The organism is Amycolatopsis sp. N2S4-7, assembly GCF_058119595.1.
Genome location: NZ_CP172299.1, coordinates 2873009 through 2899549 on the forward strand (window position 1 = coordinate 2873009; position 26541 = coordinate 2899549).

Below are 26541 nucleotides of genomic sequence, written 5' to 3' on the forward strand. Positions count from 1 at the left end.
ATGACAAGAACATGTTCTACTTTTTTCCGGTGTCCGTGACCTCGTACGAGCTTTCGCACCTGGCCGCGCTCGAAGCGGAGGCCGTGCACGTCTTCCGTGAGGTCGCGGCGACCTTCGAGCGCCCCGTCCTGCTCTTTTCCGGCGGCAAGGACTCGGTGGTGATGCTGCACGCCGCCGCGAAGGCGTTCTGGCCGGCGCCGCTGCCGTTCCCCGTCCTGCACGTCGACACCGGGCACAACTTCGACGAGGTGCTGCGGTTCCGCGACGAGACCGTCGCCGCCCTGAACCTGCGCCTCGAGGTCGCGAGCGTGCAGGACGACCTCGACGCCGGCCGTGTCGTCGAGGAGACCGGTCCGCGGGCCAGCCGCAACCGGCTGCAGACCGTCACGCTGCTGCGGGCGATCCGCGAGGGCGGCTACGACGCCGTGTTCGGCGGCGCCCGCCGGGACGAGGAGAAGGCCCGCGCGAAGGAGCGCGTCTTCAGCTTCCGCGACGAGCACGGCCAGTGGGACCCGCGGGCGCAGCGCCCGGAGCTGTGGACCCTCTACAACGGGCGGCACCGGCGCGGCGAGCACATCCGCGTGTTCCCGCTGTCGAACTGGACCGAGCTCGACATCTGGCAGTACATCCGGGACGAGCGGATCGCGCTGCCGCCGCTGTACTACGCGCACCGGCGTGCCGTGGTCCAGCGCGACGGCATGCTCCTGGCGGTGACCCGGTTCCTGTCCCTTGTGGACGGTGAGACGCCGTACGAGGCGACCGTGCGCTTCCGGACCGTCGGCGACGCCACCTGCACCGGCTGCGTCGAATCGTCGGCGGCGACACCGTCCGAAGTGGTCGCCGAGGTGGCCGCCACGCGCGTCACCGAGCGCGGCGCCACGCGCGCCGACGACCGGATTTCCGAAGCGGGCATGGAAGATCGCAAGCGGGAGGGCTACTTCTGATGCAGCTGCTGAGGATCGCCACGGCGGGGAGCGTCGACGACGGCAAGTCGACGTTGATCGGGCGGCTGCTGTTCGACTCGAAGGCGATCTTCACCGACCAGCTCGCCGCCGTCGAGCGCGCCAGCCGCGAGCGCGGCGAGGACTACCCGGACCTGGCGCTGCTCACCGACGGCCTGCGCGCCGAGCGCGAGCAGGGCATCACCATCGACGTCGCCCACCGCTACTTCGCCACGCCCAAGCGGAAGTTCATCATCGCGGACACGCCGGGGCACCTGCAGTACACGCGGAACATGGTGACCGGCGCGTCGACGGCCGACCTGGCGCTCGTCCTGGTCGACGCGCGCAAGGGCGTGCTGGAGCAGTCGCGGCGGCACGCGTTCCTCGCGTCGCTGCTCGGCATCGGGCACCTCGTGGTGTGCGTCAACAAGATGGACCTGGTCGGCTGGTCGCAGGAGCGGTTCGACGAGATCCGCGAGGACTTCCGGCGGTTCGCCATGAAGCTCGACGTCGCCGACCTGACGTTCGTGCCGGTTTCGGCGCTGCACGGCGACAACGTCGTCCACCGCAGCGCGAGCATGCCCTGGTACGAGGGGACTTCGCTGCTGCACCAGCTCGAAGAGGTGCACGTCGCCTCCGACCGGAACCTGATCGACGCCCGCTTCCCCGTGCAGTACGTGATCCGCCGGTCCGACTTCCGCGGCTACGCGGGCACCATCGCCGGCGGGGTGTTCAAGCCGGGCGACGAGGTTGTCGCACTGCCGTCCGGGTTCACCTCGAAGGTCCGCGCGGTGTGGGGGCCGGGCGGGACGCCGCTGTCGGAAGCCTTCACCGGCCAGGCGGTGTCCGTCGAACTGGCCGACGACCTCGACCTGGGCCGGGGCGCGATGCTGTGCCGCCCGGGCAACCGCGCGGAGTCGGCCCGCGAGGTCGACGCGCTGGTGTGCTGGTTCTCGTCGCGGTCCTCCCTGACGCCGGGTGCTTCGTTCGCGGTCCGGCACACGACGACGGAGACGCGCGGTTGGGTGGAGCGGCTGGACTACCGCCTCGACGTGACCACCCTGCACCGCGACGAGACGGCCACCGCGTTGTCCTTGAACGACATCGGCCGGATCCGGCTGCGCACGCGCGCGCCGCTGTTGTTCGACCCGTACCGCCGCAACCGAGCCACCGGTGGCTTCCTGCTGGTCGACGAGCACACCGGCGACACGGTCGCGGCCGGCATGATCACCGGAGCGGTCGCTTCGCCGGTCGTCTGGCACACGGCGGCCGTGCGGCGCGAGGACCGCCCGACCCGCGGCGCGACGGTCTGGCTGACCGGGCTCTCGGCGTCGGGCAAGTCGTCGGTGGCGGTCGAACTGGAACGCCGGCTGGTCGCCGCGGGCCGCCCGGCCTACCTCCTGGACGGCGACAACCTGCGCCACGGGCTCAACGCGGGCCTCGGGTTCAGCCCGGAGGACCGCGCGGAGAACGTCCGGCGGGTGGCCGAGGTCGCGCGGCTGTTCGCGGACGCGGGTGTGGTGGCGATCGCGTCCCTGATCAGCCCGTACGAGGCGGACCGCGCTTCGGCGCGGGCGGTGTCTGGGGACCTGCCGTTCGTGGAGGTCTTCGTGGACACGCCCCTGGAGGTGTGCGAGGCGCGGGACCCGAAGGGGATGTACGCGAAGGCGCGCGCAGGGGAGATCACGGGCTTCACGGGCATCGACGCGCCTTACGAGCGGCCGTCGTCGCCGGACCTGGTGCTCCGCCCGGGCGACGGCGACCCGGCGGCGATGGCGGCGGCCATCCAGGCCCTCCTCGACGACCTCGGCTAGACCGGTTACATCGGAACCACGTGCGTCACAGACCGATTTGTGGTCTGATGTCTCCCGCTACTCCGTATGGTCCAGAGGGGGATCCGTGAAAAGCGTGGTTTGGTGGTCCGTGGGCCTGCTGTTCGGCCTGGGGTTGGTGGCGCTCGGGCTGTTCGGCTCCGGGGAGCCCAGCGACCTGGTGCTGTGCGGCAGCGAAGAGATGCGGCCGGGGCAGACCTGCGAGAAGACCTCGTACGGCCAGAAGTACACCGAAACCTACGAAGAAAAACGGCAGGCGGCGATCGACTCCGCGGCCTCCTTCAAGGGCGGCGGCCGGTGGGTCACGTTCGGGATCGGCGCGGCGATCGCGGCCGGGTGCGGCTGGCGGCTGGTCGTCGCGATCCGGCGCCGGGCGGGGGCGACCGTGCCCGGCCAGGAAACCGGCTTCGGTCCGACACCGGGGTACCCGGCGCAGGGATACCCGGCGGGACAGGACTTTCCGCAGCAGCCTGGATTCCAGCAGCAGCCTGGATTCCAGCAACAGCCGGGGTTCCAGCAGCAATCAGGGTTCCAGCCGCAGCAGCCCGGGTTTCCGCAACAGCCGGGACCTCAGCAACACCCGGGGTTTCAGCAACAGCCAGGACTCCAGCAGCAACCGGGAACCCAACAGCAGCCAGTATTCCAGCAGCAGGCAGGACCCCAGCAGCAGGCGGGGTTTCCCCCGTCGCAGGGGTTCCAGCAGCCTCCGCCGCCGGGATACCGGCCGCCGCAGGGGCCGCACGGGCAGTAGCTGCTCCTAGGCGGCTTCGAGCGCGAAGAAGAGGAAGCTCGGGAAGGTGTCGAGCACCTCGAAGTCGCCGGGGAACAGCTCGCGGGCTTCCGGCACCGGATGGGGTTCGCCGATGGTGGAGATCCGGAAGCCGGCCGCGGTGAAGGCGTCGGTCATCGCGTGCAGCGGCTTGTTCCAGAACGTCATCCGCGCGGGCTGGCCGTGCAGGTCGAACTCGTCGGTCCAGGTGTAGGACGCGAAGTAGTCGGGCCGGGGGCCGGCCTCGCGGTGCACGAGGTTGACCATGAAGGGGTGGTTGACCGAGGCGATGAGCCGCCCGCCGGTCTTCAGCACGCGCCGCACTTCGGCGAGCGTCGGCGTCCAGTCTTCGAGGTAGTGCAGCACCAGGGACGCGATGACGTCGTCGAACGCGTCGTCGGGGAACGGCAGCGGCTCGGCCAGGTCGGCGACCCGCAGGTCGGCGTCGGCGCCGAGCCGCCGCCGGGCGTGCGCCAGCATCGCGGCACTCCGGTCGATCCCGCTCACGTCGGCGCCCCGCTCGCGCAGCGCCGCGAACAGCGGGCCAGAGCCACAGCCGGCGTCGAGGATCCGCCGCCCGGCCACGTCTCCGGCGAGCGCCAGGGTGGCGGGCCGTTCGTAGTAGGCGTTCATGAGGCTGGTCTCGTTCTCGGCCGTGTACGCCTCGGCGAAGTCGTCGTAGTCGGTAACCTGCGTCATGCGGCCCATAGTGCCCGAATCAGCCCGCGGGCGTCACGAACCCCGAGTCGTAGGCGCGGATCACCGCCTGGGTCCGGTCGCGCGCGCCCAGCTTCGCGAGCACGTTGCCCACGTGGGTCTTCACGGTCTGGATCCCCAGGTAGAGCTCGCCCGCTATCTCCACATTGGACAGTCCGCCGGCCATCAGGCGCAGGACCTCGCGCTCCCGCTCGGTCAGGTTCGCGCTCGCCAGGCCGTCCCCGGTGGGCGCGTGGTGCGCGGCCAGGCGGCGGATCGCGGCCGGGAACAGCAGCGACTCCCCCGCCACCACCGTCCGGATCGCCGCGACGATCTCCTCCGGCCGCGCCCGCTTGAGCAGGAACCCGCTGGCTCCCGCGCGGAGCGCGTCGTAGACGTAGTCGTCGTTCTCGAAGGTGGTCACCACGATCACCTTCGGCGGCTCGTCCACTGTGGACATCAGGTGCGTGGTGGCCCGGATCCCGTCGACCGCGGGCATCCGGACGTCCATCAGCACGACGTCCGGGCGCAGCCGGGCCACCAGCCCGGGCACCTCGGCGCCGTCGGCGGCCTCGCCGACGACGCTCAGCCCGGCTTCGCTGTCGACGATCGCGCGGAGCCCGGCGCGGATCAGCGGCTCGTCGTCGACCAGCAGCACGCGCACGCTCATCGCCCGCTCCCCCACGGCACCCGCACCACGACCTCCCACCGCTCGTCCACCCGCCCGGCCGACAGTTCGCCGCCGAGCACCGCCACCCGCTCGGTCATCCCGCGCAGGCCGCGGCCGCCGCCGGCCCGGCCCCCGCCGCCGCCCAGCGGGTTCGACACGCGCGCGACCAGGCCGTGCGCCGCGACGTCGACGACCACCGCCACCGGGACCCTACCGGCGTGGCGCACCGCGTTGGTCAGGCATTCCTGCAGGATCCGGTACACCTCGCGGGACACCACGGCGGGCACGGCGGCCAGGTCGCCGCCGACGTCGGCGGTGACCTCGGTGCCGGCCAGGCGGGTCGTGGCCAGCAGCGTCTCCAGCTCGGTCAGCAACGGCTGCGGTGTCCGGCCCGCCGCCTCCTCGCGCAGGAGCCCGAGGACGTGGTCGAGGTCGTCGAGCGCGGTGCGGGCGGACTCCTCGATGGCGCCGAGCGCGCGCTCGGTGAAGTCCGGGTCGGTGCGCAGCGTCCGCCGGGCGGCGCCGGCCTGGATGGTGACGACGCTCAGCGCGTGCCCCACCGAGTCGTGCAGCTCCCTGGCCAGCCGGTTGCGCTCGGCGAGCTGCCCGGTCCGCTGTTCGAGCCGGGCGATCCGCTCGGCGGCGGTCACCCCGAGCAGCGCGGCCGCCGCCCGGCGCAGCAGCCCGCCGACCGCCCCGACGGCGTAGATCAGCAGCACGACGCCGAGCGCGAAGGCCACCGGGAGCCACACCGACGCCCAGCCGGTCGGCACGGTGACCTCGTCGCCTTCGCCGGTCTGGACGAGGCGCCCGGTGAACACGGCACTGACCGACAGGCCGAGCGCAACGGGCGCGGCGAGGCTGAGGGAGCTGACCACGAACCCGGCGACGACGTGCAGCACGAACATCGCGGCGGCGCGCCGCCGCCCCGGCCGGGTGTGCGGTCTCGCGGGCGCGTCCGGCACGGGATCATCGAGCAGCTCCCGGACGGCGGTGGATTCGAGCACGTGCACGGCGGGCAGGAAGGCGGTCCCGGCGAGGACGAGCAGGGTGAGCCCACCGCCGACGACGGTGGCCCGTTCGAGCGTGGTGACGAACGGCAGCAGCGACGGCACGGCGACGGCGGAGAAGAGCAGGTAGGGCACGCTGATGGCCCCACCGAGCACGAGGTAGACCCAGCGACGGTAGGTCGCCTTGCTCGTCAAGGGCCGGAGTACGCGCACGGGTCGATCTTCGCAGGTCGGCGGCTTTGGGCGCCTCCCTCTCGCGGTGGAGCCGGGTTGTCCACACCACGACCGCGCTGTGGACAACCCGGGCCGAGGTAGGTCAGTACGCGACCGCGCGCGTCTCCGCCGAAGCCGCCAAGCCGTTCACCCACAAGGACTGCACCTTCGCCGCCTCCGTCGCGTCCGGCTTCGCGTTCTTGCAGGCCGTTCCCGGGCCGTGGCCGGACATCAGCTCGGTGCACGGGCCGCTGTAGTGGTCGGGGAGGCCCAGGTTGTGGCCCAGCTCGTGCGCCGCGATGCGGGTCGGGTCGTAGCCCTCCGCCACCTGGCTCGTGTCCAGGTAGATCTGGCCGCGGCCGTGGCCGTTCGTGCTCGTGTACGAGCCGCCGCTGTGCACCTCGTGGAACACGATCGTCGCGCCCGTGGTGCGCTTCACCAGCTTCACGTCGGTGACGGCGGCGTTCCAGTTGGCCGCGCCCTGGTCGATCTGGGCGAGGTAGTCCGGCGCGCCCGAAGAGCTGTAGTACAGCGTCGTGACAGCCGCCGCCGAGGCGGCCGGGGCGACCGCGAGCCCCAGGCCCAGCGGGGCCGCGACCGCCGTGGCCAGTGCCAGGACCCGGCCGATCACGCGTCCGTTCATCGTGTCTCCTTCGTCCGGTTTAGAGAACACTTCACCGTGGTTCGCGCGATCAGGTTAGAAGTCCACGCCACCGCAGGGCCACGGCCGAAAGTAGCTCCCTCGCGGGAGGGAGTCCGGTCCCGCCGCTGCGTGAGCCGCCCGCCCCGGCCGCCGTGGTCTGCTTCGCGGCATGGACGTCTTGCTGGGCCTGCTCACCCTCCCCCTGTACGCGCTCGTGCTGTGGCCGCTCGTGGTCGCGTCCCGCCGCGTGCTCGGCGTCCGGATCGGCGCCGTCCGCGCGCTGTGCGCCGCCGCGTTCGGCTGGCTCGTCGCGGGCGCCATCGCGCAGGCGTTCCCGCTTTCCCTGCTGCACAACGGCGCCGCGGCGCTCGGCCTGCTGATCCCGTTGGCGGGCAGCGCATTCCTCGCGACGCTGATCTTCCTCTTCCTCGCCGAAATGGCGCTGCCCCACGGCGTCGGGCTGCGGTCGATCCGGGCCAAGCTCTCCCGCACGCGCCGGTACTCGCAGATCAGCCGGATCGCCATCAAGCACGGCCTCGGCCGCTACCTGGCCGGCCGCCGCGAACCCGGCCTCGCGCCGGGACGGCACGCCAAGCTCGCCCGGTCCCTGCGCCGCGCGCTCGAAGAAGGCGGCGTGACGTTCGTGAAGCTCGGCCAGCTGCTCTCGACCCGCGCCGACCTGCTGCCCCCGGTCTTCGTCGACGAGCTCGGCAAGCTGCAGGACCAGGTCAGACCCGCCCGCACCGACGCCGTGCGGGCGCTGCTCGCGGCCGAGCTCGGCGGCTCGCCCGACGACGTCTTCGCCGAGTTCGACCCGGAACCGCTGGCCGCCGCTTCGGTCGCGCAGGTCTACCGGGCCAAGCTGCGCAGCGGCGAGGACGTCGTCGTCAAGGTACAGCGCCCTGGTGTGCGGGAGCAGGCCGAACGCGACATCGACATCGTCCGGCGCGTCGCCGCGGCACTGGAGGAACGCGCGGACTGGGCACGTTCGCTCGGCGTCGCCGAGCTCGCCGACGGGTTCGCCGAAGCACTGGCCGAGGAGCTCGACTTCACCATCGAAGCCCGCAACATCGCCGCCGTGGCCGCCACCTCCGGCCCGGACGTCGTCCTGCCGGTCGTCCACAAGGGACTGTCGACCGACCGGGTGCTGGTCATGTCCCGGCTGGCCGGGAAACCCTTGGCCACGGCGAAGGACACGCTCCCGGCCGCCGACCGGCGGCGGCTCGCGCGGTCGCTCCTGCGCTGCCTGCTCGACCAGGTGATGATCGGCGGCGTCTTCCACGCCGACCCGCACCCGGGCAACCTCATGCTGCTGCCCGGCGGCGGCCTGGGCCTGCTCGACTTCGGCTCGGTCGGCCGCCTCGACGCCGGGCTGCGCGGCGGCCTGCAGAACCTGCTGCTCGCCCTGGACCGCGGCGACCCGCCGGGCCTGCGAGACGGGCTGCTCGAGATCGTCGACCGCACCGGCGAGATCGACGAGCAACGCCTCGAACGCGCCCTCGGCGCCCTGGTCGCCCGCCACTTCGGCCCCGGCCGCACGCCGGACCTCGACCTGTTCACCGGCCTGTTCCGGGTGGTCGCGGACTTCCGGCTGAGCGTCCCGCCGCCGATCGCCGCCGTGTTCCGGGCGCTGGCCACGGTGGAGGGCACGCTCGCCGCGCTGGACCCCGGGTTCGACGTCGTGGCCGAGTCCCGCGCGTTCGCCGTCGAGCGGGTCGGCGCCGGGCTGCGGCCGGACTCGCTGCGCCGCACCGCGGTCGACGAGCTGATGGCGTTGCTGCCGGTGCTGCGCCGCATCCCCCGCCGCGTCGACCGGATCGGCGCCGCCCTGGAGGAGGGCCGGCTGGCGGTGAACGTCCGGCTGTTCTCCGACGAGCGCGACCGCGACGTCGTCACGGGGCTGGTGCACGAGGTCCTGCTGGCGTTCGCCGGCGCGGCGGCGGGGGTGATGGCGGTGCTCCTGCTGGCCGGCACGGGCGGGCCGCGGATCCTGCCGGACCTGACGCTGCACCAGGTGTTCGGCTACAACCTGCTGGTGATCAGCGCCCTGGTGGGGCTGCGGCTGCTGTTCGTCGTCTTCCGGCGCTCCGGACGGCGCTCAGCCCGCTGAGCGCGGCGCGTACATGATCACCGCGACGCCGGCCAGGCAGAGCAACGCGCCGAGCACGTCGTAGCGGTCGGGGCGGTAGCCGTCGGCGACCATCCCCCAGGCCAGCGAACCCGCCACGAACACCCCGCCGTACGCGGCGAGGATGCGGCCGAAGTGGGCGTCCGGCTGGAGCGTCGCGACGAACCCGTACACGCCCAGCGCGACGATCCCGCCGCCGATCCAGAGCAGGCCGCGGTGTTCCCGGATCCCCTGCCAGACCAGCCAGGCACCGCCGATTTCGCACACGGCCGCGGCCAGGAACAGGAGGATCGACCGCAGGACCACCCCGGGATGGTAGCCAACAGGCCTCCGTATAGGTCGTTATACGCGAAGAAGGCCGCTCCTCCGCTCCCGCCGGCGAGACGACCGCTCGCGCTGTCACCACCCGCACTCACTCGTCGCGCACTTACGAGTCATCGCGCAGACCGTTATACCCCCACAAACGGTTTGAGACTTTTGAGCAGACGTCGGATAATGCGTAGGTGAGCAAGGAACGAAAGATCAGGACACTTTTCCGAAATTGTCGAACGGGCGAGCTTCGGTCGATCGCCTGGTTCTCAGTCCGCAACTTCGATCTCTACTGGGGTCCCGGCTCACCGGGACGCGGAGGGAACTGGACTGAATCCACTGATTTTTCGAAGTTCGCAATCGATATTCCCGAAGACATCGACTCGCGGCCACTTCACAACTGGAAGGTTTCCCACCACGCATCCGGTGTCATGCACATCAATTCCAGCCCGGACGGACAGGCCCTTTGAAGGATGTCTATTTCGGCGATGTCGTCGACATCTCGTCCCCTCGATTGATCGCGCTGCACATCAGTCCATCACCGGCGGAGATGAAGCCGTACACCCGATCGCCGTCGGGCGGCGGCGCCCGGTCAGTTTGCTTGGACGTTCCTGAAGATTCCTGGAGAAGGCGGCACTATTTCGAGTTCTATGTGAGCCCGGCAGGCACCTTCGACTTCCCCGGTCCGGTTCTCACCCTCGCGGCAGGCGTCCAGCACCCGTCATTTTCCATGACGTTCGCGGAGGACGACGGAACCGGAAACCCCGATTTGGATCTCATCCTCTCCTGCCGAGCCGATGTCCTGGACGGGGAGTTTTCCGCGTGGCATCCCCAAGTGGGCGTCTGGGCTCAATTCTTCTGAGTACGACAAAGCGGGCCACCGCAGAGGTGACCCGCTTCGTGAAAACGAAGATCAGACGGTGAAGCCGAGGGCGCGCAGCTGCTCGCGGCCGTCCTCGGTGATCTTCTCCGGGCCCCACGGCGGCATCCAGACCCAGTTGATCCGGAAGTCCTGGACGAGACCGCCGGAGGTGAGGGCCGCCGAGGTCTGGTCCTCGATGACGTCGGTCAGCGGGCAGGCCGCCGAGGTGAGGGTCATGTCGATCGTCGCGGTGTTGTCCGGCTCGACGCGGATGTCGTAGACCAGCCCGAGGTCGACGACGTTGATGCCGAGTTCCGGGTCGACGACGTCGCGCATCGCCTCTTCGACGTCCTCGATCTTGGCGAGGTCGAGGTCCTGCTTAGCGGTGGTCTCCGCGTCGAGGTCGGCCGCGGTGCGGCCCTCGCGAGTGGCGGTGTCTTCGGTCATGCTTTCTCAGCTCCACTGGTGGTCCGGGCGACGGCGTCCTTGAAAGCCATCCAGCCGAGGAGGGCGCACTTCACGCGGGCGGGGTACTTGGCGACGCCCGCGAAGGCGACCCCGTCCTCCAGCACGTCCTCGTCCGGCTCGACCTTTCCCTTGCCCTGCATCAGTTCCACGAAGGCGTCCATGGTGGTGAACGCCTCCTCAAGCGTGTGGCCGACGACGAGATCCGTCAAGACCGACGTCGAGGCCTGGCTGATCGAGCAGCCCTGGCCGTCGTAGGAGACGTCGGCGACCTTCCCGTCGTCGAGCTTCACCCGCAGCGTCACCTCGTCGCCGCAGGTCGGGTTGACCTGGAACGACTCGGCGTCGAAGGGGTCGCGCAGGCCGCGCCCGTGCGGGTTCTTGTAGTGGTCCAGGATGATTTCCTGGTACATGCTCTCCAGGTTCACCGGTCCACCCCGAAGAACTTCTGCGCCTCACGGACCCCCGCGACCAGGGCGTCCACTTCGGAGAGCGTGTTGTACAGGTAGAACGACGCGCGCACGGTCGCCTGCGCGTTGCAGGCCCGGTGCAGCGGCCACGCGCAGTGGTGGCCGACGCGGACGGCGATGCCGAGGCTGTCGAGCACCTGGCCGGCGTCGTGCGGGTGCACGCCGTCGATCACGAACGACACGGTCGCGCCGCGGTCCGTCACGTCGGTCGGCCCGACGATCCGGACCCCCGGGATCGAGCCGATGCCCTCGAGGGCCGCCGCGGCGAGCTCGTGCTCGTGCGCCGCGATCCGGTCCATGCCGACGGCCGAGAGGTAGTCGACGGCCGCGCCGAGGCCGATCGCCTGCGACGTCATGGGCACGCCTGCCTCGAACCGCTGCGGCGGCGGCGCGAAGGTCGAGCCCTCCATGCGGACCATCTCGATCATCGACCCGCCGGTCAGGAACGGCGGCATGGCCGCCAGCAGCTCGGTGCGCCCGTAGAGGACGCCGATGCCGGACGGGCCGAGCATCTTGTGCCCGGAGAAGACCGCGAAGTCGACGCCGAGGGCGTGGAAGTCGACCGGGAAGTGCGGGACGGACTGGCAGGCGTCGAGCACGGTGAGCGCCCCGACGGCCTTGGCCTTTTCGACCAGCAGCGAGACGGGGTTGACCGTGCCGAGGACGTTGGACTGGTGCGCGAACGCGACCACCTTCGTCTTCGGCGTGATCAGCTCGTCCACGTCGGACAGGTCGAGCCGTCCCCCGGAGGTCACCTTGAACCACTTCAGCGTCGCCCCGGTGCGCTGGCACAGCTGCTGCCACGGCACGAGGTTCGCGTGGTGCTCCATCTCGGTGACGACGATCTCGTCGCCCGGCCCGACCACGAAGCGCGAGGCTTCCGGCCCGGCCGTGGCGGCGTTGCTCATCGAGTACGCGACGAGGTTGATGCCCTCGGTCGCGTTCTTGGTGAACACCAGTTCCTCGGGGTCGGCGCCGACGAACTCCGCGATCTTCGCGCGCGCGGACTCGTAGGCGTCGGTGGCCTCTTCCGACAGCTGGTGCGCGCCGCGGTGGACGGCGGCGTTCGACGTGAACACGTACTCGCGTTCGGCGTCGAACACCGCGGTCGGCCGTTGCGACGTCGCCCCGGAGTCCAGGTACACCAAGGGTTTCCCGTCGCGGACCGTGCGCGACAGGATGGGGAAGTCGGCCCTGAGGGCCGCCACGTCGAGTGGCAAAGAGCTGGCCGAGGTGGTGGTCATCGGGCCGACTCCTCTCTTTCTCGGTGTAGTACTGGCGGGAAAGTCAGAGCGCCGCGGGCTCGGGCTTGCCCACGTACTTGACGTAGCCGTTCTCCTCCAGCTCGTCGGCGAGCTCCTTGCCGCCCGACTCGACGATCTTGCCGCCGGCGAAGACGTGCACGAAGTCCGGCGTGATGTGCCGGAGGATCCGGGTGTAGTGCGTGATCAGCATGACGCCGACCTCGCTGTTCGCCTTGTAGGCGTTGACGCCCTCGGACACGACGCGCAGGGCGTCGACGTCGAGACCGGAGTCGGTCTCGTCGAGGATGGCGAACTTCGGCTTGAGCAGCGCCAGCTGCAGGATCTCGTGGCGCTTCTTCTCGCCGCCGGAGAAGCCTTCGTTGACCGAGCGCTCGGCGAACTCCTGCGAGATCTCGAGCTTGCCCATCTCCTCCTTGACCTCCTTGACCCAGTGGCGCAGCTTGGGGGCCTCGCCACGGACCGCGGTGGCGGCGGTGCGGAGGAAGTTGGACATGGACACGCCGGGCACCTCGACCGGGTACTGCATGGCCAGGAAGAGGCCGGCGCGGGCGCGCTCGTCGACGCTCATCTCGAGCACGTTCTCGCCGTCGAGCAGCACCTCGCCGGAGGTCACCTGGTACTTCGGGTGGCCGGCGATCGCGTAGGACAGGGTGGACTTGCCGGAGCCGTTCGGGCCCATGATCGCGTGCGTCTCGCCCGACTTGATCGTCAGGTTCACGCCCTTGAGGATCTCCTTGGCGCCTTCGTCGGTGTCGACCGAGGCGTGCAGGTCCTTGATTTCGAGGGTAGCCATTCTTCGTTTCCTAAAGTCTGCGGTGGACGGCGTCAGGCGCCAACGGCTTCGAGCTCGGCCTCGATCGCGGCTTCGAGGCGCTCGCGCACCTCGGGGACGTCGATCTTCACCAGGATCTCGTGGAAGAACCCGCGCACGACCAGGCGGCGGGCGGCTTCTTCGGCGATCCCGCGCGACTGGAGGTAGAACAACTGCTCGTCGTCGAACCTTCCCGTCGCGCTCGCGTGGCCGGCGCCTTCGATCTCGCCGGTCTCGATCTCGAGGTTCGGCACCGAGTCCGCGCGGGCGCCCGGGGTGAGCACCAGGTTGCGGTTGAACTCGTAGGTGTCGGTGGCCTCGGCCGCGGCGCGGATCAGCACGTCGCCGATCCACACGGTGTGCGCGCCTTCGCCCTGCAGCGCGCCCTTGTAGCCCACGCGGGACTTGCAGTTCGGCACCGCGTGGTCGACGAAGAGCCGGTGCTCCTGGTGCTGGCCGCCGTCGGCGAAGTAGACGCCGAGCATGTCGACGTCGCCGCCCTTGTCGGTGAAGGTCGCCGTCGGCGAGACGCGGACCAGGTCACCGCCCAGGGTGATCACGGTGTGCCGCAGCGCGGCGTCGCGGCCCAGCTTCAGGTGCTGCTCGGAGACGTGCACCGCGTCGTCGGCCCAGTCCTGGACGCTGACCACGGTGACCTTGGCGCCGTCGCCGATGACGAACTCGACGTTGTCGGCGTAGGTGCCGGAGCCGACGTGGTCGAGCACGATGACGGCCTCGGCGAACGGCTCGGCGCGGACCTGCAGGTGCCCGTAGGCGACCTGGCCCTCGCCCGGGCCGTGGATGCGCAGCACGGACGGCTTCGACGCCTTGGTCTCCTTGGGCACCGTCACGATGGTGGCCTTGGTGAACGACGAATACGCCTGGGCGGCGATCCGGTCGCTCGGGACGCCGGCCTGGCCCAGCCGCGGGTTGTCGCGGCCGACGGTCACGATGCCCAGCTCGGGCGCGGCGTCGGCTTCGAGGGTGATCTCGCCGGTGGCGGGCGCGCTGCCGTCGTGCAGGCCGCGCAGCCGCTTCATCGGCGTGAAGCGCCAGTTCTCCTCACGGCCGCTCGGGACCTCGAAGGCCTCGACGTCGTAGGAGGTGAAGCGCTCCGCGCGGGAGGCCGCCGGAATGACGGCCCCCTCGCGGAGCGACTCCGAAACGTTGTTCTCGGTAACCGACATGACTAGCCGACGGACCCTTCCATCTGGAGCTCGATCAGGCGGTTCAGCTCGAGCGCGTACTCCATCGGCAGCTCACGGGCGATCGGCTCGACGAACCCGCGCACGATCATCGCCATCGCCTCGGCCTCGTCGAGACCGCGCGACATCAGGTAGAACAGCTGCTCTTCGCTGACCTTCGACACCGTGGCCTCGTGGCCCATGGACACCTCGTCGTTGCGGATGTCCACGTACGGGTACGTGTCCGAGCGCGAGATCGTGTCCACCAGCAGGGCGTCGCACACGACGCTGGAGCGCGAGTGGTGCGCGCGCTTCGCGACGCGGACCAAGCCGCGGTACGAGGTGCGGCCGCCGCCGCGCGCCACCGACTTCGACACGATGGTCGAGGAGGTGTGCGGCGCGAGGTGCTCCATCTTGGCGCCCGCGTCCTGGTGCTGGCCCTCGCCCGCGAACGCGACCGACAGGACCTCGCCCTTGGCGTGCTCGCCCATGAGGAACACCGACGGGTACTTCATCGTCACCTTGGAACCGATGTTGCCGTCGATCCATTCCATGGTCGCGCCCTCTTCGCACTTGGCGCGCTTGGTGACCAGGTTGTAGACGTTGTTCGACCAGTTCTGGATGGTCGTGTAGCGGCAGCGGGCGCCCTTCTTGACGATGATCTCCACGACCGCCGAGTGCAGCGAGTCGGACTGGTAGATCGGCGCCGTGCAGCCCTCGACGTAGTGCACGTACGCACCTTCGTCGACGATGATCAGGGTCCGCTCGAACTGGCCCATGTTCTCGGTGTTGATCCGGAAGTAGGCCTGCAGCGGGATGTCCACGTGCACGCCCTTCGGCACGTAGATGAACGAGCCGCCGGACCAGACCGCCGTGTTCAGCGCGGAGAACTTGTTGTCGCCGGCCGGGATGACCGAGCCGAAGTACTCCTTGAACAGCTCGGGCTGCTCGCGCAGCGCGGTGTCCGTGTCCAGGAACAGGACGCCCTGCTTCTCGAGGTCCTCGCGGATCGAGTGGTAGACGACCTCGGACTCGTACTGCGCGGCGACACCGGCGACGAGGCGCTGCTTCTCCGCCTCGGGGATGCCGAGCTTGTCGTAGGTGTTCTTGATGTCTTCGGGAAGGTCTTCCCAGCTCGCAGCCTGCTTCTCGCTGGAGCGGACGAAGTACTTGATGTTGTCGAAGTCGATCCCGGAGAGGTCGGCCCCCCAGTTGGGCATGGGCTTCTTCTCGAAGAGCTTGAGCGCCTTCAGTCGCGCTTCGCGCATCCACTCCGGCTCGGACTTCTTCCCGGAGATGTCGGTGACGACATCTTCGTTCAGCCCGCGACGGGCGCTGGCGCCCGCCTCGTCGGAGTCGGCCCAGCCGAACGCGTACTTGCCCAGGGACTCGATGGTCTCTTCCTGGCTCAAGGGCGCGGTGGTGGGAGTGCGCTGCTCGGCAGCGGCAGTCATGCGGGTTTCCCTCCATTCGGGATCCGTGCTGTGCGCCCCGGAGACTGCGGCTCCGCCGCCGCCTTCGAAGGCTTTGTGCTTCCCGGCTCGGGATGGGCCGGGTGACCCGTCGGAACGGGTACGTGGGTGGTGCACGCGGAGTCACCGCGCGCGATGGTCGCCAGCCGCTGGACGTGGGTGCCCAGCAGCTTCGCGAACGCCTCCGTCTCGGCCTCGCACAGCTGCGGGAACTCCGCGGCCACGTGGGCGACCGGACAGTGGTGCTGGCAGAGCTGCGCGCCGGCGTGCTGCCCGGCCGCGGAACCCTCCTTGTCGGACACCACGACGCCGACCTGGCGGGTCGACGCAGCGTAGCCCTCCCTGGTCAGCGCGGTGGCGAGGGCCTCGGCGCGGGTCGCCGGATCACTCGATCCGGTGATCGCCGGGCGGTGCGGCCCGACCAGCTTCTCGATGCGGCGCTCGGCGAAGGCGCGGACGGCGTCTTCCCCGGCGTGCTCGGCGAGGAAGCGGATGGCGGACACGGCCAGGTCGTCGTAGGCGTGCCCGAAGCGGGCGCGGCCGGCCTCGGTCAGCAGGAAGAGCTTCGCCGGGCGGCCCCGGCCACGCGGTCCGCGGCGCGGCGCGTCCCGGGTCTCGGCTTCGCCATCCGCGAGAAGCGCGTCGAGGTGCCGCCGGATCGCGGTGGGGCTGATCCCGAGCTGCTCGGCGACCACGACGGCGGTCATGGGACCCTGTTCCAGCAGCAGCCGGGCGACCTCGTGCCGGGTCTTGCCCTCGGCGCTGACCTGCGACGGGACAGCGGGAACCGCGGCACGCGGCATGTCGCCGCCGGCCTGCTCACCCGCCTCCGTCTTTTTCACAACACAAGTGTGTCTTATTTCCCCGCGGTCGGCAAAGGCGGGGTGTCCGGCAGTGACCCGACTCACTCCGGAGCGGCACCGATACCCTGCAGGCGTGGCAGTGGGTGAACTCGGCGAGCATCCTGCGCAGCAGGAGCCGCAAGTGGCACGGATCGCGACCGGACGTGTCCACGCGGTGACGCTCTCACCCGTCCGGCCCCGCGAACCGCTCCCCCTGGAGGCCGACGAGCAGCGCGGGCTGAACGTCGTCCGCCGCTTCGGCACCGTCGGGTCGCTCTTCCTCGCCCTCGGCTCGCTCGGCGCCGGCGCCGCCCCGGTGATCAACCCGGTGCAGGAGATCCCGGTGCTGCGGCTGTTCACCCGGATCCCCACGGTGTCGCTGGCCATCGCCATCTCCGGTATGGGCATCCTGGTGCTGAGCTGGCTGATGCTGGGCAAGTTCGCCCTGCCGGACCGCGACCGGCTCGCGTCGCGGGGCCAACTGGCGCGCACCATCGCGCTGTGGGTGCTGCCGCTGCTGGTCATCCCCCCGCTGTTCTCCCGCGACGTCTACAGCTACCTCGCGCAGAGCGAGATCGTGCACCGCGGGATGGACCCCTACACGCTCGGCCCGGCGCAGGCCCTCGGCGTCGCCGACAAGTTCACCGCGGGCGTGTCGAACATGTGGCGCGAGACGCCGGCGCCGTACGGGCCGCTGGTGCTGCGCCTCGGCGGCTGGCTCGCACCACTGGCGGGCAACAGCATCGCCGTCGGCGTGCTGCTGCAGCGGGCGCTCGCCCTGGCCGGCGTGGTCCTCATCGTCTGGGCGCTGCCGCGCCTGGCGCGCCGCTTCGGCGTCCAGCCCGCCACCGCGCTCTGGCTCGGCGCCGCCAACCCGCTGCTGATCTTCCACTTCGTCGCCGGCGCCCACAACGACGCGCTCGCCGTCGGCCTGATGCTCGCCGGGCTGGAGGTCGGCATCCGGCGGCTGCCGATCCGGGTGAAGGGTGACACGCCACCGCCCCTCGCCCGCGGGGAGCTGCTGTACATCGCGCTCGGGGTCGCGATCATCACCCTCGGCGTCGCGGTGAAGCTGCCCGCGGTGTTCGCGCTGCCGTTCTTCGCCGTGATGGTGGCGCGGCGCTGGCACGGCAGGCTCAAGGACCTCTTCCTCGCCGGCGCGCCGATGGCGCTGTGGTTCGGCGCGGTGCTGGTTGCCGTCTGCTTCGGCACCGGGCTCGGCTTCGGCTGGTTCGGGGCGACGTTCAACACGCCCGGCCTGGTCCGCTCCTGGATCTCCCCCACCGCCGAGCTCGCCAACCTCTCCGGCGTCCTCGGCATCGCGCTCGGGCTGGGCAACCACACCAACGCCCTGGTGCCGATCCTCGGCGCGCTCGGCTACCTCGTGGCCGTCGGGATCACCTTCAAGTTCCTGTGGGACAGCTTCAAGTGGCGCTACCGGCCGATCATCGGGCTCGGCGTCTCCCTGGGCGCGGTGATGCTCCTGCAGATCAACCTGCAGCCGTGGTACCTGCTGTGGGCGGTGATCCCCCTGGCGGCCGCGGCGGGGACGTCCCGGTTCCGCGTCGCCGCGACGGTGATCAGCGCGGCCCTGCCGTTCCTGCTGCCGCCCACCGGCAGCACCTTCGACGGCCGCCCGTACGTGCTGCCGTTCGCCTACGGCGCGGCGATCGTCGTGTGCGGCGGCGGGATGCTGATCGTGCGGCGGCTCGCGCCCGTGTTGCTCTCCAGGCCGTCCCCGCGGGTGCCCGCGCACGCCGACGCCGTATCGTGACCCGATGTGAGTGTCCCTGCCGTCGAGATCAGCGGGCTGGTCAAAAGCTACGGCTCCACCCGCGCGGTCGACGGCCTCGACCTGCGGATGGAGCGCGGCGGCCTGCTCGCCCTGCTCGGCCCGAACGGGGCCGGCAAGACCACCACCGTCGAGGTCTGCGAAGGCTTCCTCCGCGCTGACGCGGGCCGGGTGCGCGTGCTCGGCCTCGACCCCGTGCGGGAGTCGGCCGCGCTGCGCCCCCGCGTCGGGATCATGCCCCAGGGCGGCGGCGCCTACCCGGGCGTGCGGGCCGACGAGATGCTGCGGCTGGTGGCCTCGTGCGCGGCCTCCCCGCTGGACCCGGCCTGGCTGCTGGACGTCCTCGGGCTCGCTTCGGTGCGGCGGACCCCGTTCAAGCGCCTCTCCGGCGGGCAGCAGCAGCGGCTTTCGCTGGCGTGCGCGCTCGTCGGGCGCCCCGAGCTGGTGTTCCTCGACGAGCCGACCGCGGGCATGGACCCGCAGGCCCGGCGGCTGGTGTGGGACCTCCTCGGTGCGTTGCGCCGCGACGGCGTCTCGGTGCTGCTGACCACGCACCTGATGGAGGAGGCCGAAGCGCTGGCCGACACGGTGGTGATCGTGGACCACGGCAAGGTCGTCGTCTCCGGCGCGCCCCACACGCTCACGGTGGACGAGAGCGGCAACGCGGGGCTGCGGTTCAAGGCCCGCACCCGGCTCGACACCGCGCTGCTGGCCGCGGCGCTGCCGGAGGGCTACGCCGTGCGCGAGTCGGCGCCCGGCACCTACGTGGTGGTGGGTTCGGTCGACCCCCAGGTCGTGTCGACGGTCACGGCGTGGTGCGCCCAGCAGGGCGTGCTGCCGGAGGAACTGCAGGTCGGCAAGCGGACGCTCGAAGAGGTCTTCCTGGAACTGACCGGTCGGGAGCTGCGGGCATGAGCGTTTTCGAGCCGGGTGTCTTCACCCCGGCGCCCGGGCGCGGGTCGCTGGGCCGGATGCTGCGGACGCACGCGCGCGTCGAAGCGAGCCTGACCCTGCGCCACGGCGAGCAGGTGCTGCTGACGCTGCTCATCCCCCTGGCGTTGCTCATCGGCTTGTCGCTTTTGGACATCCTGCCGGCGTCTTCGCTGGGCTCGACGTCCAAAGTGGACTGGATCACGCCGCGGATCCTGGCGCTGGCGGTGATGTCGTCGGCGTTCACCGGCCAGGCGATCGCGCTGGGCTTCGACCGGCGCTACGGCGTGCTGAAGCGCCTCTCGGCGACGGCGTTGCCGCGCTGGCTGCTGGTGGCCGGCCGGCTCGCGGCCGCCCTCCTGGTGGTGGCGCTGCAGTCGGTGATCCTCGGCGTGGTGGCGGCGTTCCTCGGCTGGTCCCCTTCGCTGTCCGGTCTCTTGTCGGCGGTGCTGCTGCTGGTGCTCGGGACATTGGCGTTCGGTGCGCTCGGCGTCCTGCTGGGCGGGGCGTTGCGCGCGGAAGCCGTGCTGGCGCTGGCGAACATCGTCTGGTTCGTGCTGCTGCTGGCGGGCGGGATCCTGCTGGCGCCGTCTTCGCTGCCCCCGGGGATGGCCCGGGTGGTGGAGCTGCTGCCGTCGGGAGCGCTGGCGGAGGGCATGCGGACGGCCCTGGTGGACGGCGGGTTCGCCCCCGGGCCGCTGGTGGTGCTGACGGTGTGGGCGGTGCTCGCGGGCGCGCTGGCTTCGCGCACGACGAAGCTGACCTGAGTTCGCGGTAGAACTGACCTCACGAAGCGGGCATCGCGCCTGGGAAGGTCACCCGGACCACATCCGGACCCGAGGGGACAGTTCACATGGTTTCGAAACTCCGCGTTCTCCTGATCATGCTGCTCCTGCTCGCGGTGGCGATCGGCCTGATCGTCCTCCTCGTAGCGGTGGACGCAGGGTCTTTCTGGATCCGGACCGCGCCCCTCGCCGTGGTGGGGTTCGGCGCCGTCTTCGCGCAGTCGATGGGGCTGTTCCAGAAGAAGGAGAAGAAAACCGAGTGACCTAGGTCCCTTGTGGTCGCGGCGCCGTTCTGGGCGCCGGGACCTGCCGAAAGCCGGATTCCCGCGCGCTCTACCATCGATGCCGTGCCGTTCACCAGCCTCGTCGCCCGCCTGCCGTTTCCCTCCGCCGCCGTGCAGCGGGCCGTCGGGATCGCCGCGGTCCTCGCGCAGGCGCTGATCGGCGTCACCGGCTCCATCGTGCGCGTCACCGGATCGGGGCTCGGCTGCCCGACCTGGCCGGAGTGCGTGGCGGGCAGCCTGGTCCCGGTCGACCACCCGGGCATCCACGCGCTCAACCAGTGGATCGAGTTCGGCAACCGGCTGCTCACCGGCGTCGTCATACTCGTCGCCGCGGTCGCCGTCATCACGGCGTGGCGCGTGCAGATCGACCACCCGGGCCGCAAGCGCCTGGTCAAGCTGGCCTGGACGATGCCCGGCGGCGTCGTGCTGCAGGCCGTCGTCGGCGGGATCACCGTGCTCGCCAAGCTGGAGTGGTGGACCGTCGCGATCCACTTCCTCGCCACCACTCCGCTCGTCTGGCTGGCCGTCCTGCTGCTGCGCGCGTTCCGCGAAGGCGACGAACCCGCGCGGCCGCTGGTCCCCGCGTCCGGCCGCGGGATCCTGGTCGCGCTGGCCGTCGTCATGTGGCTCGTGCTCGCGGCCGGCACCACGGTGACCGGCGCCGGCCCGCACAGCGGCGACCTCAACACCCACCGCCTCGACGTCCCGGTCGAGGCGCTCGCCCAGGTCCACGGCGGGCTGCTCGTGCTGTACCTGCTGCTGCTCGCGGTGTTCGGCCTCCAGCTGATGCGCGTCGGCGCGCCGAAGAGCCTGTGGCAGCGCTACACCTGGGTCTGGGTGGTCGCGGTGGCGCAGGGCGGCCTCGGGTCGCTGCAGTACGCGCTGGGCGTGCCGGAGGCGATGGTCTCCTTCCACGTCCTCGGCGCGATGGCGGTCATCATCGCGACGGCGTCCCTGTGGACGGGCAGCCGCGACCGCGGCCCAGTCGTCTCACTGACCGCGGCGTCGCGGGAACTCACGGCCGCCTGACGGCAACGCGGGCTTAACTCCGCGTCGGCGTGCCCGTCCCGGCCGTGTATTACTGTTCGCGCCATGACGTCGCGCACCGCGCCCAAGCCGCTGATCTCGCACAGCCGAGGCACCGGCGAGATGATCGTGCTCAAGACCTTCCTGCTGGTGCCGTTCGTGGCGCTGCTCGTCGCGGTCCCGCTGGTGTGGGGCTGGGGCATGACCTGGATCGACCTGATCCTGGCGGCGGCGTTCTACGTGTTCGCGACGCTGGGCGTGACCGTCGGCTTCCACCGCTACTTCACCCACGGCGCGTTCAAGGCGAACCGGCCGCTGCGGATCGTGCTCGCCATCGCGGGCAGCATGGCGGTGCAGGGCTCGGTGATCTTCTGGGTGGCCAGCCACCGCCGCCACCACGCCTTCGCCGACCGCGAAGGCGACCCGCACTCGCCGTGGCTGTTCGGCACGTCGCCGTCGGCCCTGCTGCGCGGCTTCTGGCACGCGCACATGGGCTGGATGTTCGGCCGCGAGGTGACCAACGCGGACCGCTTCGCCCCGGACCTGGTGGCCGACGCCGACCTGCGCGTGGTGAACCGCTACTTCTGGCTGTGGATCACGCTGAGCCTCGCGCTGCCGGCGGTGCTGGGCGGCCTCATCAGCTGGTCGTGGTGGGGCGTGGTGACGGCGTTCTTCTGGGCAGGCCTGGTGCGGATCGCGTTCCTGCACCACGTGACGTGGTCGGTGAACTCGGTGTGCCACCTGATCGGCGAGCGCCCGTTCGTGAGCCGTGACAAGGCGGCGAACTTCTGGCCGCTGGCGCTGCTGTCGATGGGCGAGTCGTGGCACAACTCGCACCACGCGGACCCGACGTGCGCCCGCCACGGGGTGCTGCGGGGCCAGGTGGACATTTCGGCGCGGGTGATCCGGACGTTCGAGCAGCTCGGCTGGGCGACCGACGTGCGGTGGCCGCGGGCGGAGCGGTTGGCCGCAAAGCGGATTTGATCACCTTGAGTGATCAAGATCCTTCTCTACCGTGTCCGAGGACGCAGGGTAACTTCTCGTCGCGTAAAGCAAAAAGACGGGAAGGCCGCAGTGAAGTTCAACGCCAGCGAAAAAAATGACAGCAGCCGCTCTCGGCTCGCGCTTGCCATTGCGTCGACCCTCGCCGCGATCACGGCGGCCGCCATAATGCTGATCGTCCCGTCGGCGACCCCACCGGGATCGGCGACTGCTGTCGTCGCGACTTCCCAGGGATCGGACGGCGGCGGCGGCAACACCGGCAACCTGTGAACACCGTCATCTGATCAGCTCGCCGGTGCCGGAGCAGGGAGGAATCCTTGTCACCGAAGTCGCTTCGGTCACGAGGATTTCCACCTGAATGCTATTCCGTAGCTCTCCCGCGGGTGACACCCATCGATGAAGGTGTGCCGGACAAACCCGTCTTCGACGGGGAGCAAGTGCGGATCACCGTCGGGCGGCCGGCACCTTCGCTCGTATTCGGTTTGCTCCGCATACCACCAGCAGGTTTCGGGCACGCATTTCTCGTCGAAAGTGATCTGAACCGTCAGGCCGGCGACCGGCTCGCCGTCCGGAGCGCACACGCCAGGCGCGATGCCGTGGTGGTCGATGTCGACGTTGATCCACATACGCTCCTCGTCGAGCTCCCCGTCGAGCGCTTCGGACATGAAGGCGTACCGCTCGCCCCGATGGAGCGTCCGGCGGAAGCGCAGGCGGGTCCGCAAGGGGTCGCCCGGGTGCACGCCGGGTGAAGTGACCAGCCGGCACGCCCACAGCGCCGTCACCGGGATCTCGTCCGGTTCGTGCGTCCAGCCGGTCAGCGCGTGCACGTCGTAGCCGTCGACGCCGTCCTCGCAGGCGATGATGTCGCGTTCGGTGATGCGGCGCCGCGCCGTTCTGCGATGCATCACCACCGTGACGATCATGCGCTCGACGAAGACGGGCTGCGCCCCCTTGGAAGCCGCTCGAGCCCGCCAGCCGCCGCGCTCGTTACTCGCGAACTCCAGCACCGCACGCCCGATGTCGATGTAGAACCGCCAGCCCTGCTCGTCCAGCGCGACAAGTTTCTTCGCCAAGCAGCCGGCCAAGTCGCCGACCGCCCGCCCCCAGGCCTTGTGCATCGGGGTGGTGGTGCTGGGCGGTGGATCGCCGAACACGCCGCGCAGCCGCATCAGTTGTTTGAAGCGGTCCTCGAGCGTCGCCTTCCAAGTGGTTTCCCCGGGCGCCGGCGGTATGCGGAAGGCCGCCATGAGGGTGTTGCGCCGACGGGAGTCATCTGCCGAACCGAGCTTGCCGATCTCGTCGGCGATCAGACCCAACACGGCGAACGCACGCAGTTCGGGCGTCTCGGCGGACAACACCGCCGTCGGCGCCACCAATGTGCGGAGCGCAGCGGCCGACTTGCTCGCCGGTTCTTCGATCGCATAGCGGAGGAACCGAAGCGGCTCACCGTTCGGGCGGGTCGCCAGCCAGCGCAGCGCGTCTTCGATCACCGCGGGCGAAGCGACCTCGTCGATGCGTTCTCTGTCCATCCGGATGGTCACAACATCCTCCACCGACAATGATCGACAATTCTCCGACAAGCTCGGACAACGGCGACATCTGCGGCGACAGCCACCCGGCAACGAGAAACTCGCCCCGAAAACAAAAGATCATTTCCGGCGCAACCCCTCACCGGTCACCATTACCTCTAGGCGTACTAGTACACCATCAAGAGGGGTATAACAATGGGCAAGGACGTCGTCGGCAGATCGGACACGCCGCCTTCCCGGCGGGACGACGACCGAGGCCTGCGCGAGCTGATCAAAGCGGGCCTGGCCGGGATCGGCGGACTGTACCTGGTCACCGGCTCGATAGCCGTGACGGTGATCGGAGCAGTCGTCGCGCTCGTCCTGGTGGCCGCGCAGGCCGTGCGGTGAGCTACGCCAGCTGCTGCCGCACCGCCGAGGCGAACCTCATCGCCGCTGCCGGGTCGGTCTGGCGGAAGCCCAGCGACGGCTCCGTCAGCTCCAGCTCCAGCAGCAACGGCTTGCCGTCCGCGCCGCGGACCAGGTCCACCCGCGCGTACAACAACTCCGCCCGCAGGATCCCCAGCAACGCCGTAGCCGCGTCCAGGACGTCCTCCGCCAGCGCCACCGCGTCCGCGGGCGGCGAGGCCGGTGCCAGCTTCTCCGTCAGGTACAGCCCCGACGCGTCCATTGTGGACCCCAGCATCGCGCCCTTCGTGAACGCGTGCGAGTAGATCCCGCCCACGTACACCAGGGCCAGCTCACCAGAGCTGTCCACACTGGACTGGTACGGCTGGATCAGCGCCGTGTGCCCCTCGGCGTGCAGAGCCGCCACGTGTGAGGAGGCGTCCGCGCCGCCGTCGAAGCGCGCCGCTCCGCGGGAACCCGCGCCCACCGAGGGCTTCACCACGAAGTCCGACGAGGGGAACCGGGCGGTGTCACCGGGCGAGACCAGCGAAGTCGGGACCACTGCGAGGCCCGCGTCGAGCAGCTCCACCAGGTACGACTTGTCCGTGTTCCAGCGGACGACCGCGGCCGGGTTGAACAGGGACGGCACCGATTCGCACCACGAGAGGAACTCGGCCCGCCGCGCCGCGTAGTCCCAGGTCGCGCGCAGGATCACCGCGTCGGGGGCCGAGAAGTCGAAGCCGGAGTCCCACGCCGCCCACGAGACCGAAAAGCCCAGGTCCCGCAGGGCCGGCAGGACGGCGTCGTCGTCGCCGTCACCCGTGGGGAGCTCCGCGCAGCCGACGAGGACCGCGGTGCGGCTCACCGGCCCGCCATCTTGCGGCGGTGCTCCGCGCCGATCTTCGTCTGGTTGACCGTCTCCGCGTCCCACGTCGCCGGGGAGAGGTCCTCGACGGCCTCGATCAGCGCCTCGCCGGTCGCCACCGACGGCACGACCACGTCGCCCATGGCGCCGTCGGCTCCGACCAGCACGACGCGGGCGCCCGCCCGGCCGATGTTCTCCACCACCGCGCGGGACGGCTTGCCGTGCGCCTTCACGAACTTGCGCGCCGCGCCCAGCTGCGCACCGGACGGCGGGACGACGGTCTCAGAAGTTTCAGCCACGTCCCGAACCATAACCAAAGGAGCGCCGGAACGCGGAACAGCGTGGCCTCGGCCATAGTTGTGCCTGGGAGAACCCGACCCGAGGAGGACACATGCCCAGCGCAGTGCAGGTGACGAAGACCGGCGGCCCGGAAGTGCTCGAACCGGCCGAAGTGGACGTCCGCGCCCCGCAGGCCGGCGAGCTGCTGGTCGACGTCGCCGCGGCCGGGGTCAACTACATCGACACCTACCAGCGCCAGGGCATCTACCCGATGGACCTGCCGGTCGTGCTCGGCCTCGAGGGCGCCGGCACGGTCGTGGAGGCGGGCGCCGACGCCGGGTTCGAGCCCGGCGACCGCGTCGCCTGGCAGGGGTCGATCGGCAGCTACGCGGCCCGCAAGGTCCTCCCGGCGTCGGTGGCGGTGAAGGTGCCCGAAGGCGTCTCCCTCGAGATCGCCGCCGCGACGATGCTGCAGGGCATCACCGCGCACTACCTGGTCGCGTCGACGTTCGAGGTCAAGCCGGGTCACGACGTGCTGGTGCACGCGGCCGCCGGCGGTGTCGGCCTGCTGCTGGTGCAGCTCGCGAAGGCGCGCGGCGCCCGCGTGATCGGCACGGTGTCGACCGAGGAGAAGGAGAAGCTCGCCCGCGAAGCCGGCGCCGACGAGGTGATCCGCTACGACCGCGAGGACTTCGCGAAGATCACCCGCGAGCTGACGAACGGCGAGGGCGTCGACGTCGTCTACGACGGCGTCGGCAAGGACACCGTCGACGGCAGCCTCGCCAGCCTCAAGGTCCGCGGCCTGCTCGCGCTGTTCGGCGCCTCCAGCGGCCCGGTGCCGCCGCTCGACCCGCAGCGCCTCAACTCCGGCGGCTCGCTCTACCTGACCCGCCCGACGTCCGGCCACTACGTCCGCACCCGCGAGGAGCTGGACTGGCGCGCCAAGGAGCTGTTCGACGCCATCACGGCGGGTCGGTTGACCGTCCGCATCGGCGGCAAGTACCCGCTGGCCGATGCCCGCAAGGCCCACGAGGACCTGCAGGGCCGCCGCACCACCGGCAAGCTGCTGCTCATCCCCTGAAC

Annotated in this window: 30 protein-coding genes; 15 read left to right on the forward strand and 15 right to left on the reverse strand. The window is 70.6% G+C overall.

All coding sequences use genetic code 11. From position 1 onward, the window contains the following. Positions 1-11 precede the first annotated feature (11 nt). From cysD to ACH54P_RS13310, 3 genes are all read left to right on the forward strand, one after another. The gene (gene cysD / locus ACH54P_RS13300; protein ID WP_489916416.1) at positions 12-944 is read left to right on the forward strand and encodes a sulfate adenylyltransferase subunit CysD; all 933 of its coding nucleotides are present in this window, start codon (positions 12-14) and stop codon (positions 942-944) included. Then, on the forward strand, positions 944-2755 hold the full coding sequence (gene cysC, locus ACH54P_RS13305) for an adenylyl-sulfate kinase (protein ID WP_489912687.1): 1812 nt from the start codon (positions 944-946) through the stop codon (positions 2753-2755). The genes cysD and cysC overlap by 1 nt, the downstream gene beginning before the upstream one ends. Before the next feature lie 109 nt (positions 2756-2864). Continuing rightward, positions 2865-3524, forward strand: coding sequence for a hypothetical protein (locus ACH54P_RS13310; protein ID WP_489912688.1), 660 nt, complete (start codon positions 2865-2867; stop codon positions 3522-3524). A gap of 6 nt (positions 3525-3530) precedes the next feature. Here ACH54P_RS13310 and ACH54P_RS13315 read toward each other — a convergent pair whose 3' ends face one another. The 4 genes from ACH54P_RS13315 to ACH54P_RS13330 form a co-directional block, all read right to left on the reverse strand. Then, positions 3531-4241 (reverse strand): class I SAM-dependent methyltransferase, encoded by a 711-nt coding sequence (locus tag ACH54P_RS13315; RefSeq protein WP_489912689.1) that lies wholly within the window; start codon positions 4239-4241, stop codon positions 3531-3533. 19 nt (positions 4242-4260) lie between these two features. Beyond that, positions 4261-4908 (reverse strand): response regulator, encoded by a 648-nt coding sequence (locus ACH54P_RS13320; RefSeq protein ID WP_489912690.1) that lies wholly within the window; start codon positions 4906-4908, stop codon positions 4261-4263. Beyond that, on the reverse strand, positions 4905-6131 hold the full coding sequence (locus tag ACH54P_RS13325; RefSeq protein ID WP_489912691.1) for a sensor histidine kinase: 1227 nt from the start codon (positions 6129-6131) through the stop codon (positions 4905-4907). The genes ACH54P_RS13320 and ACH54P_RS13325 overlap by 4 nt, the downstream gene beginning before the upstream one ends. A 103-nt stretch (positions 6132-6234) precedes the next feature. Continuing rightward, positions 6235-6774, reverse strand: coding sequence for a snapalysin family zinc-dependent metalloprotease (locus tag ACH54P_RS13330; protein WP_489912692.1), 540 nt, complete (start codon positions 6772-6774; stop codon positions 6235-6237). A gap of 169 nt (positions 6775-6943) precedes the next feature. On the opposite strand from ACH54P_RS13330, the gene ACH54P_RS13335 reads away from it, so the two are divergent. Beyond that, a complete protein-coding gene (locus ACH54P_RS13335) occupies positions 6944-8884 on the forward strand; it encodes an ABC1 kinase family protein (protein ID WP_489912693.1) in 1941 nt (646 codons plus the stop codon). Here the strand turns inward: ACH54P_RS13335 and ACH54P_RS13340 are convergent. Then, on the reverse strand, positions 8873-9208 hold the full coding sequence (locus ACH54P_RS13340) for a YnfA family protein (RefSeq protein ID WP_489912694.1): 336 nt from the start codon (positions 9206-9208) through the stop codon (positions 8873-8875). The two genes, ACH54P_RS13335 and ACH54P_RS13340, sit on opposite strands and share 12 nt — an antisense overlap. Before the next feature lie 197 nt (positions 9209-9405). On the opposite strand from ACH54P_RS13340, the gene ACH54P_RS13345 reads away from it, so the two are divergent. Next, positions 9406-9681: a hypothetical protein gene (locus ACH54P_RS13345; protein WP_489912695.1), complete on the forward strand. Its 276-nt coding sequence runs from the start codon at positions 9406-9408 to the stop codon at positions 9679-9681. Next, positions 9678-10073 (forward strand): hypothetical protein, encoded by a 396-nt coding sequence (locus ACH54P_RS13350; RefSeq protein WP_489912696.1) that lies wholly within the window; start codon positions 9678-9680, stop codon positions 10071-10073. The genes ACH54P_RS13345 and ACH54P_RS13350 overlap by 4 nt, the downstream gene beginning before the upstream one ends. Before the next feature lie 51 nt (positions 10074-10124). Here ACH54P_RS13350 and ACH54P_RS13355 read toward each other — a convergent pair whose 3' ends face one another. From ACH54P_RS13355 to ACH54P_RS13385, 7 genes are read right to left on the reverse strand one after another with little or no spacing between them, the layout of a single operon-like run. Next, positions 10125-10520, reverse strand: coding sequence for a metal-sulfur cluster assembly factor (locus ACH54P_RS13355; protein WP_489912697.1), 396 nt, complete (start codon positions 10518-10520; stop codon positions 10125-10127). Continuing rightward, positions 10517-10966, reverse strand: coding sequence for a Fe-S cluster assembly sulfur transfer protein SufU (sufU, locus tag ACH54P_RS13360; RefSeq protein WP_489912698.1), 450 nt, complete (start codon positions 10964-10966; stop codon positions 10517-10519). Before sufU ends, ACH54P_RS13355 begins: the two co-directional genes overlap by 4 nt. Next, positions 10963-12252 carry a cysteine desulfurase gene (locus ACH54P_RS13365; protein ID WP_489912699.1) on the reverse strand — a complete coding sequence of 430 codons (1290 nt, stop codon included), beginning with the start codon at positions 12250-12252 and terminating at the stop codon, positions 10963-10965. The genes sufU and ACH54P_RS13365 overlap by 4 nt, the downstream gene beginning before the upstream one ends. Positions 12253-12295: 43 nt before the next feature. Continuing rightward, the gene (gene sufC / locus ACH54P_RS13370) at positions 12296-13066 is read right to left on the reverse strand and encodes a Fe-S cluster assembly ATPase SufC (RefSeq protein WP_489912700.1); all 771 of its coding nucleotides are present in this window, start codon (positions 13064-13066) and stop codon (positions 12296-12298) included. A gap of 32 nt (positions 13067-13098) precedes the next feature. Next, complete coding sequence (gene sufD / locus ACH54P_RS13375; RefSeq protein WP_489912701.1) at positions 13099-14271, reverse strand: Fe-S cluster assembly protein SufD; 1173 nt, start codon at positions 14269-14271, stop codon at positions 13099-13101. 2 nt (positions 14272-14273) lie between these two features. Beyond that, entirely contained in the window at positions 14274-15722 is a 1449-nt protein-coding gene (sufB, locus tag ACH54P_RS13380) for a Fe-S cluster assembly protein SufB (protein WP_489912702.1), read from the reverse strand. Beyond that, positions 15719-16543, reverse strand: coding sequence for a helix-turn-helix transcriptional regulator (locus tag ACH54P_RS13385; RefSeq protein ID WP_489916418.1), 825 nt, complete (start codon positions 16541-16543; stop codon positions 15719-15721). The genes sufB and ACH54P_RS13385 overlap by 4 nt, the downstream gene beginning before the upstream one ends. Positions 16544-16724: 181 nt before the next feature. On the opposite strand from ACH54P_RS13385, the gene mptB reads away from it, so the two are divergent. From mptB to ACH54P_RS13420, 7 genes are all read left to right on the forward strand, one after another. After that, the gene (gene mptB, locus ACH54P_RS13390) at positions 16725-18356 is read left to right on the forward strand and encodes a polyprenol phosphomannose-dependent alpha 1,6 mannosyltransferase MptB (protein WP_489912703.1); all 1632 of its coding nucleotides are present in this window, start codon (positions 16725-16727) and stop codon (positions 18354-18356) included. A gap of 6 nt (positions 18357-18362) precedes the next feature. Further along, positions 18363-19289, forward strand: coding sequence for an ABC transporter ATP-binding protein (locus ACH54P_RS13395; protein ID WP_489912704.1), 927 nt, complete (start codon positions 18363-18365; stop codon positions 19287-19289). Continuing rightward, positions 19286-20071, forward strand: coding sequence for an ABC transporter permease (locus ACH54P_RS13400; RefSeq protein ID WP_489912705.1), 786 nt, complete (start codon positions 19286-19288; stop codon positions 20069-20071). The genes ACH54P_RS13395 and ACH54P_RS13400 overlap by 4 nt, the downstream gene beginning before the upstream one ends. Positions 20072-20157: 86 nt before the next feature. Then, complete coding sequence (locus tag ACH54P_RS13405; protein WP_489912706.1) at positions 20158-20352, forward strand: hypothetical protein; 195 nt, start codon at positions 20158-20160, stop codon at positions 20350-20352. A gap of 84 nt (positions 20353-20436) precedes the next feature. Further along, on the forward strand, positions 20437-21402 hold the full coding sequence (locus ACH54P_RS13410; protein WP_489912707.1) for a COX15/CtaA family protein: 966 nt from the start codon (positions 20437-20439) through the stop codon (positions 21400-21402). A 63-nt stretch (positions 21403-21465) separates the two neighbouring features. Next, entirely contained in the window at positions 21466-22383 is a 918-nt protein-coding gene (locus ACH54P_RS13415) for an acyl-CoA desaturase (RefSeq protein ID WP_489912708.1), read from the forward strand. 9 nt (positions 22384-22392) lie between these two features. Further along, positions 22393-22671, forward strand: a complete 279-nt coding sequence (locus tag ACH54P_RS13420; protein ID WP_489912709.1) for a hypothetical protein — start codon at positions 22393-22395, stop codon at positions 22669-22671. A gap of 68 nt (positions 22672-22739) precedes the next feature. Here ACH54P_RS13420 and ACH54P_RS13425 read toward each other — a convergent pair whose 3' ends face one another. Continuing rightward, positions 22740-23942 carry a hypothetical protein gene (locus ACH54P_RS13425; protein ID WP_489912710.1) on the reverse strand — a complete coding sequence of 401 codons (1203 nt, stop codon included), beginning with the start codon at positions 23940-23942 and terminating at the stop codon, positions 22740-22742. A 183-nt stretch (positions 23943-24125) separates the two neighbouring features. Between ACH54P_RS13425 and ACH54P_RS13430 the strand changes: the two genes are divergently transcribed. Then, positions 24126-24317 carry a hypothetical protein gene (locus tag ACH54P_RS13430; protein ID WP_489912711.1) on the forward strand — a complete coding sequence of 64 codons (192 nt, stop codon included), beginning with the start codon at positions 24126-24128 and terminating at the stop codon, positions 24315-24317. A gap of 1 nt (position 24318) precedes the next feature. On the opposite strand, the gene ACH54P_RS13435 is transcribed toward ACH54P_RS13430, so the two are convergent. Both ACH54P_RS13435 and ACH54P_RS13440 read right to left on the reverse strand, forming a co-directional pair. Beyond that, positions 24319-25179 carry an ATP-grasp domain-containing protein gene (locus ACH54P_RS13435; RefSeq protein WP_489912712.1) on the reverse strand — a complete coding sequence of 287 codons (861 nt, stop codon included), beginning with the start codon at positions 25177-25179 and terminating at the stop codon, positions 24319-24321. Beyond that, positions 25176-25478, reverse strand: coding sequence for a hypothetical protein (locus ACH54P_RS13440; protein WP_489912713.1), 303 nt, complete (start codon positions 25476-25478; stop codon positions 25176-25178). Before ACH54P_RS13440 ends, ACH54P_RS13435 begins: the two co-directional genes overlap by 4 nt. Positions 25479-25570: 92 nt before the next feature. Here ACH54P_RS13440 and ACH54P_RS13445 point away from each other — a divergent pair, with 92 nt between their 5' ends. Beyond that, positions 25571-26539, forward strand: a complete 969-nt coding sequence (locus ACH54P_RS13445) for a quinone oxidoreductase family protein (RefSeq protein WP_489912714.1) — start codon at positions 25571-25573, stop codon at positions 26537-26539. Positions 26540-26541: the final 2 nt, after the last annotated feature.

Coding starts and splice junctions, on each gene's coding strand:
- cysD (WP_489916416.1), top strand. CDS start 12: ATGTTCTACTTTTTTCCGGTGTCCGTGACCTCGTACGAGCTTTCGCAC.
- cysC (WP_489912687.1), top strand. CDS start 944: ATGCAGCTGCTGAGGATCGCCACGGCGGGGAGCGTCGACGACGGCAAG.
- ACH54P_RS13315 (WP_489912689.1), bottom strand. CDS start 4,241: ATGACGCAGGTTACCGACTACGACGACTTCGCCGAGGCGTACACGGCC.
- ACH54P_RS13320 (WP_489912690.1), bottom strand. CDS start 4,908: ATGAGCGTGCGCGTGCTGCTGGTCGACGACGAGCCGCTGATCCGCGCC.
- ACH54P_RS13330 (WP_489912692.1), bottom strand. CDS start 6,774: ATGAACGGACGCGTGATCGGCCGGGTCCTGGCACTGGCCACGGCGGTC.
- ACH54P_RS13335 (WP_489912693.1), top strand. CDS start 6,944: ATGGACGTCTTGCTGGGCCTGCTCACCCTCCCCCTGTACGCGCTCGTG.
- ACH54P_RS13355 (WP_489912697.1), bottom strand. CDS start 10,520: ATGACCGAAGACACCGCCACTCGCGAGGGCCGCACCGCGGCCGACCTC.
- ACH54P_RS13365 (WP_489912699.1), bottom strand. CDS start 12,252: ATGACCACCACCTCGGCCAGCTCTTTGCCACTCGACGTGGCGGCCCTC.
- sufC (WP_489912700.1), bottom strand. CDS start 13,066: ATGGCTACCCTCGAAATCAAGGACCTGCACGCCTCGGTCGACACCGAC.
- sufD (WP_489912701.1), bottom strand. CDS start 14,271: ATGTCGGTTACCGAGAACAACGTTTCGGAGTCGCTCCGCGAGGGGGCC.
- sufB (WP_489912702.1), bottom strand. CDS start 15,722: ATGACTGCCGCTGCCGAGCAGCGCACTCCCACCACCGCGCCCTTGAGC.
- ACH54P_RS13385 (WP_489916418.1), bottom strand. CDS start 16,543: ATGCCGCGTGCCGCGGTTCCCGCTGTCCCGTCGCAGGTCAGCGCCGAG.
- ACH54P_RS13400 (WP_489912705.1), top strand. CDS start 19,286: ATGAGCGTTTTCGAGCCGGGTGTCTTCACCCCGGCGCCCGGGCGCGGG.
- ACH54P_RS13405 (WP_489912706.1), top strand. CDS start 20,158: ATGGTTTCGAAACTCCGCGTTCTCCTGATCATGCTGCTCCTGCTCGCG.
- ACH54P_RS13415 (WP_489912708.1), top strand. CDS start 21,466: ATGACGTCGCGCACCGCGCCCAAGCCGCTGATCTCGCACAGCCGAGGC.
- ACH54P_RS13430 (WP_489912711.1), top strand. CDS start 24,126: ATGGGCAAGGACGTCGTCGGCAGATCGGACACGCCGCCTTCCCGGCGG.
- ACH54P_RS13445 (WP_489912714.1), top strand. CDS start 25,571: ATGCCCAGCGCAGTGCAGGTGACGAAGACCGGCGGCCCGGAAGTGCTC.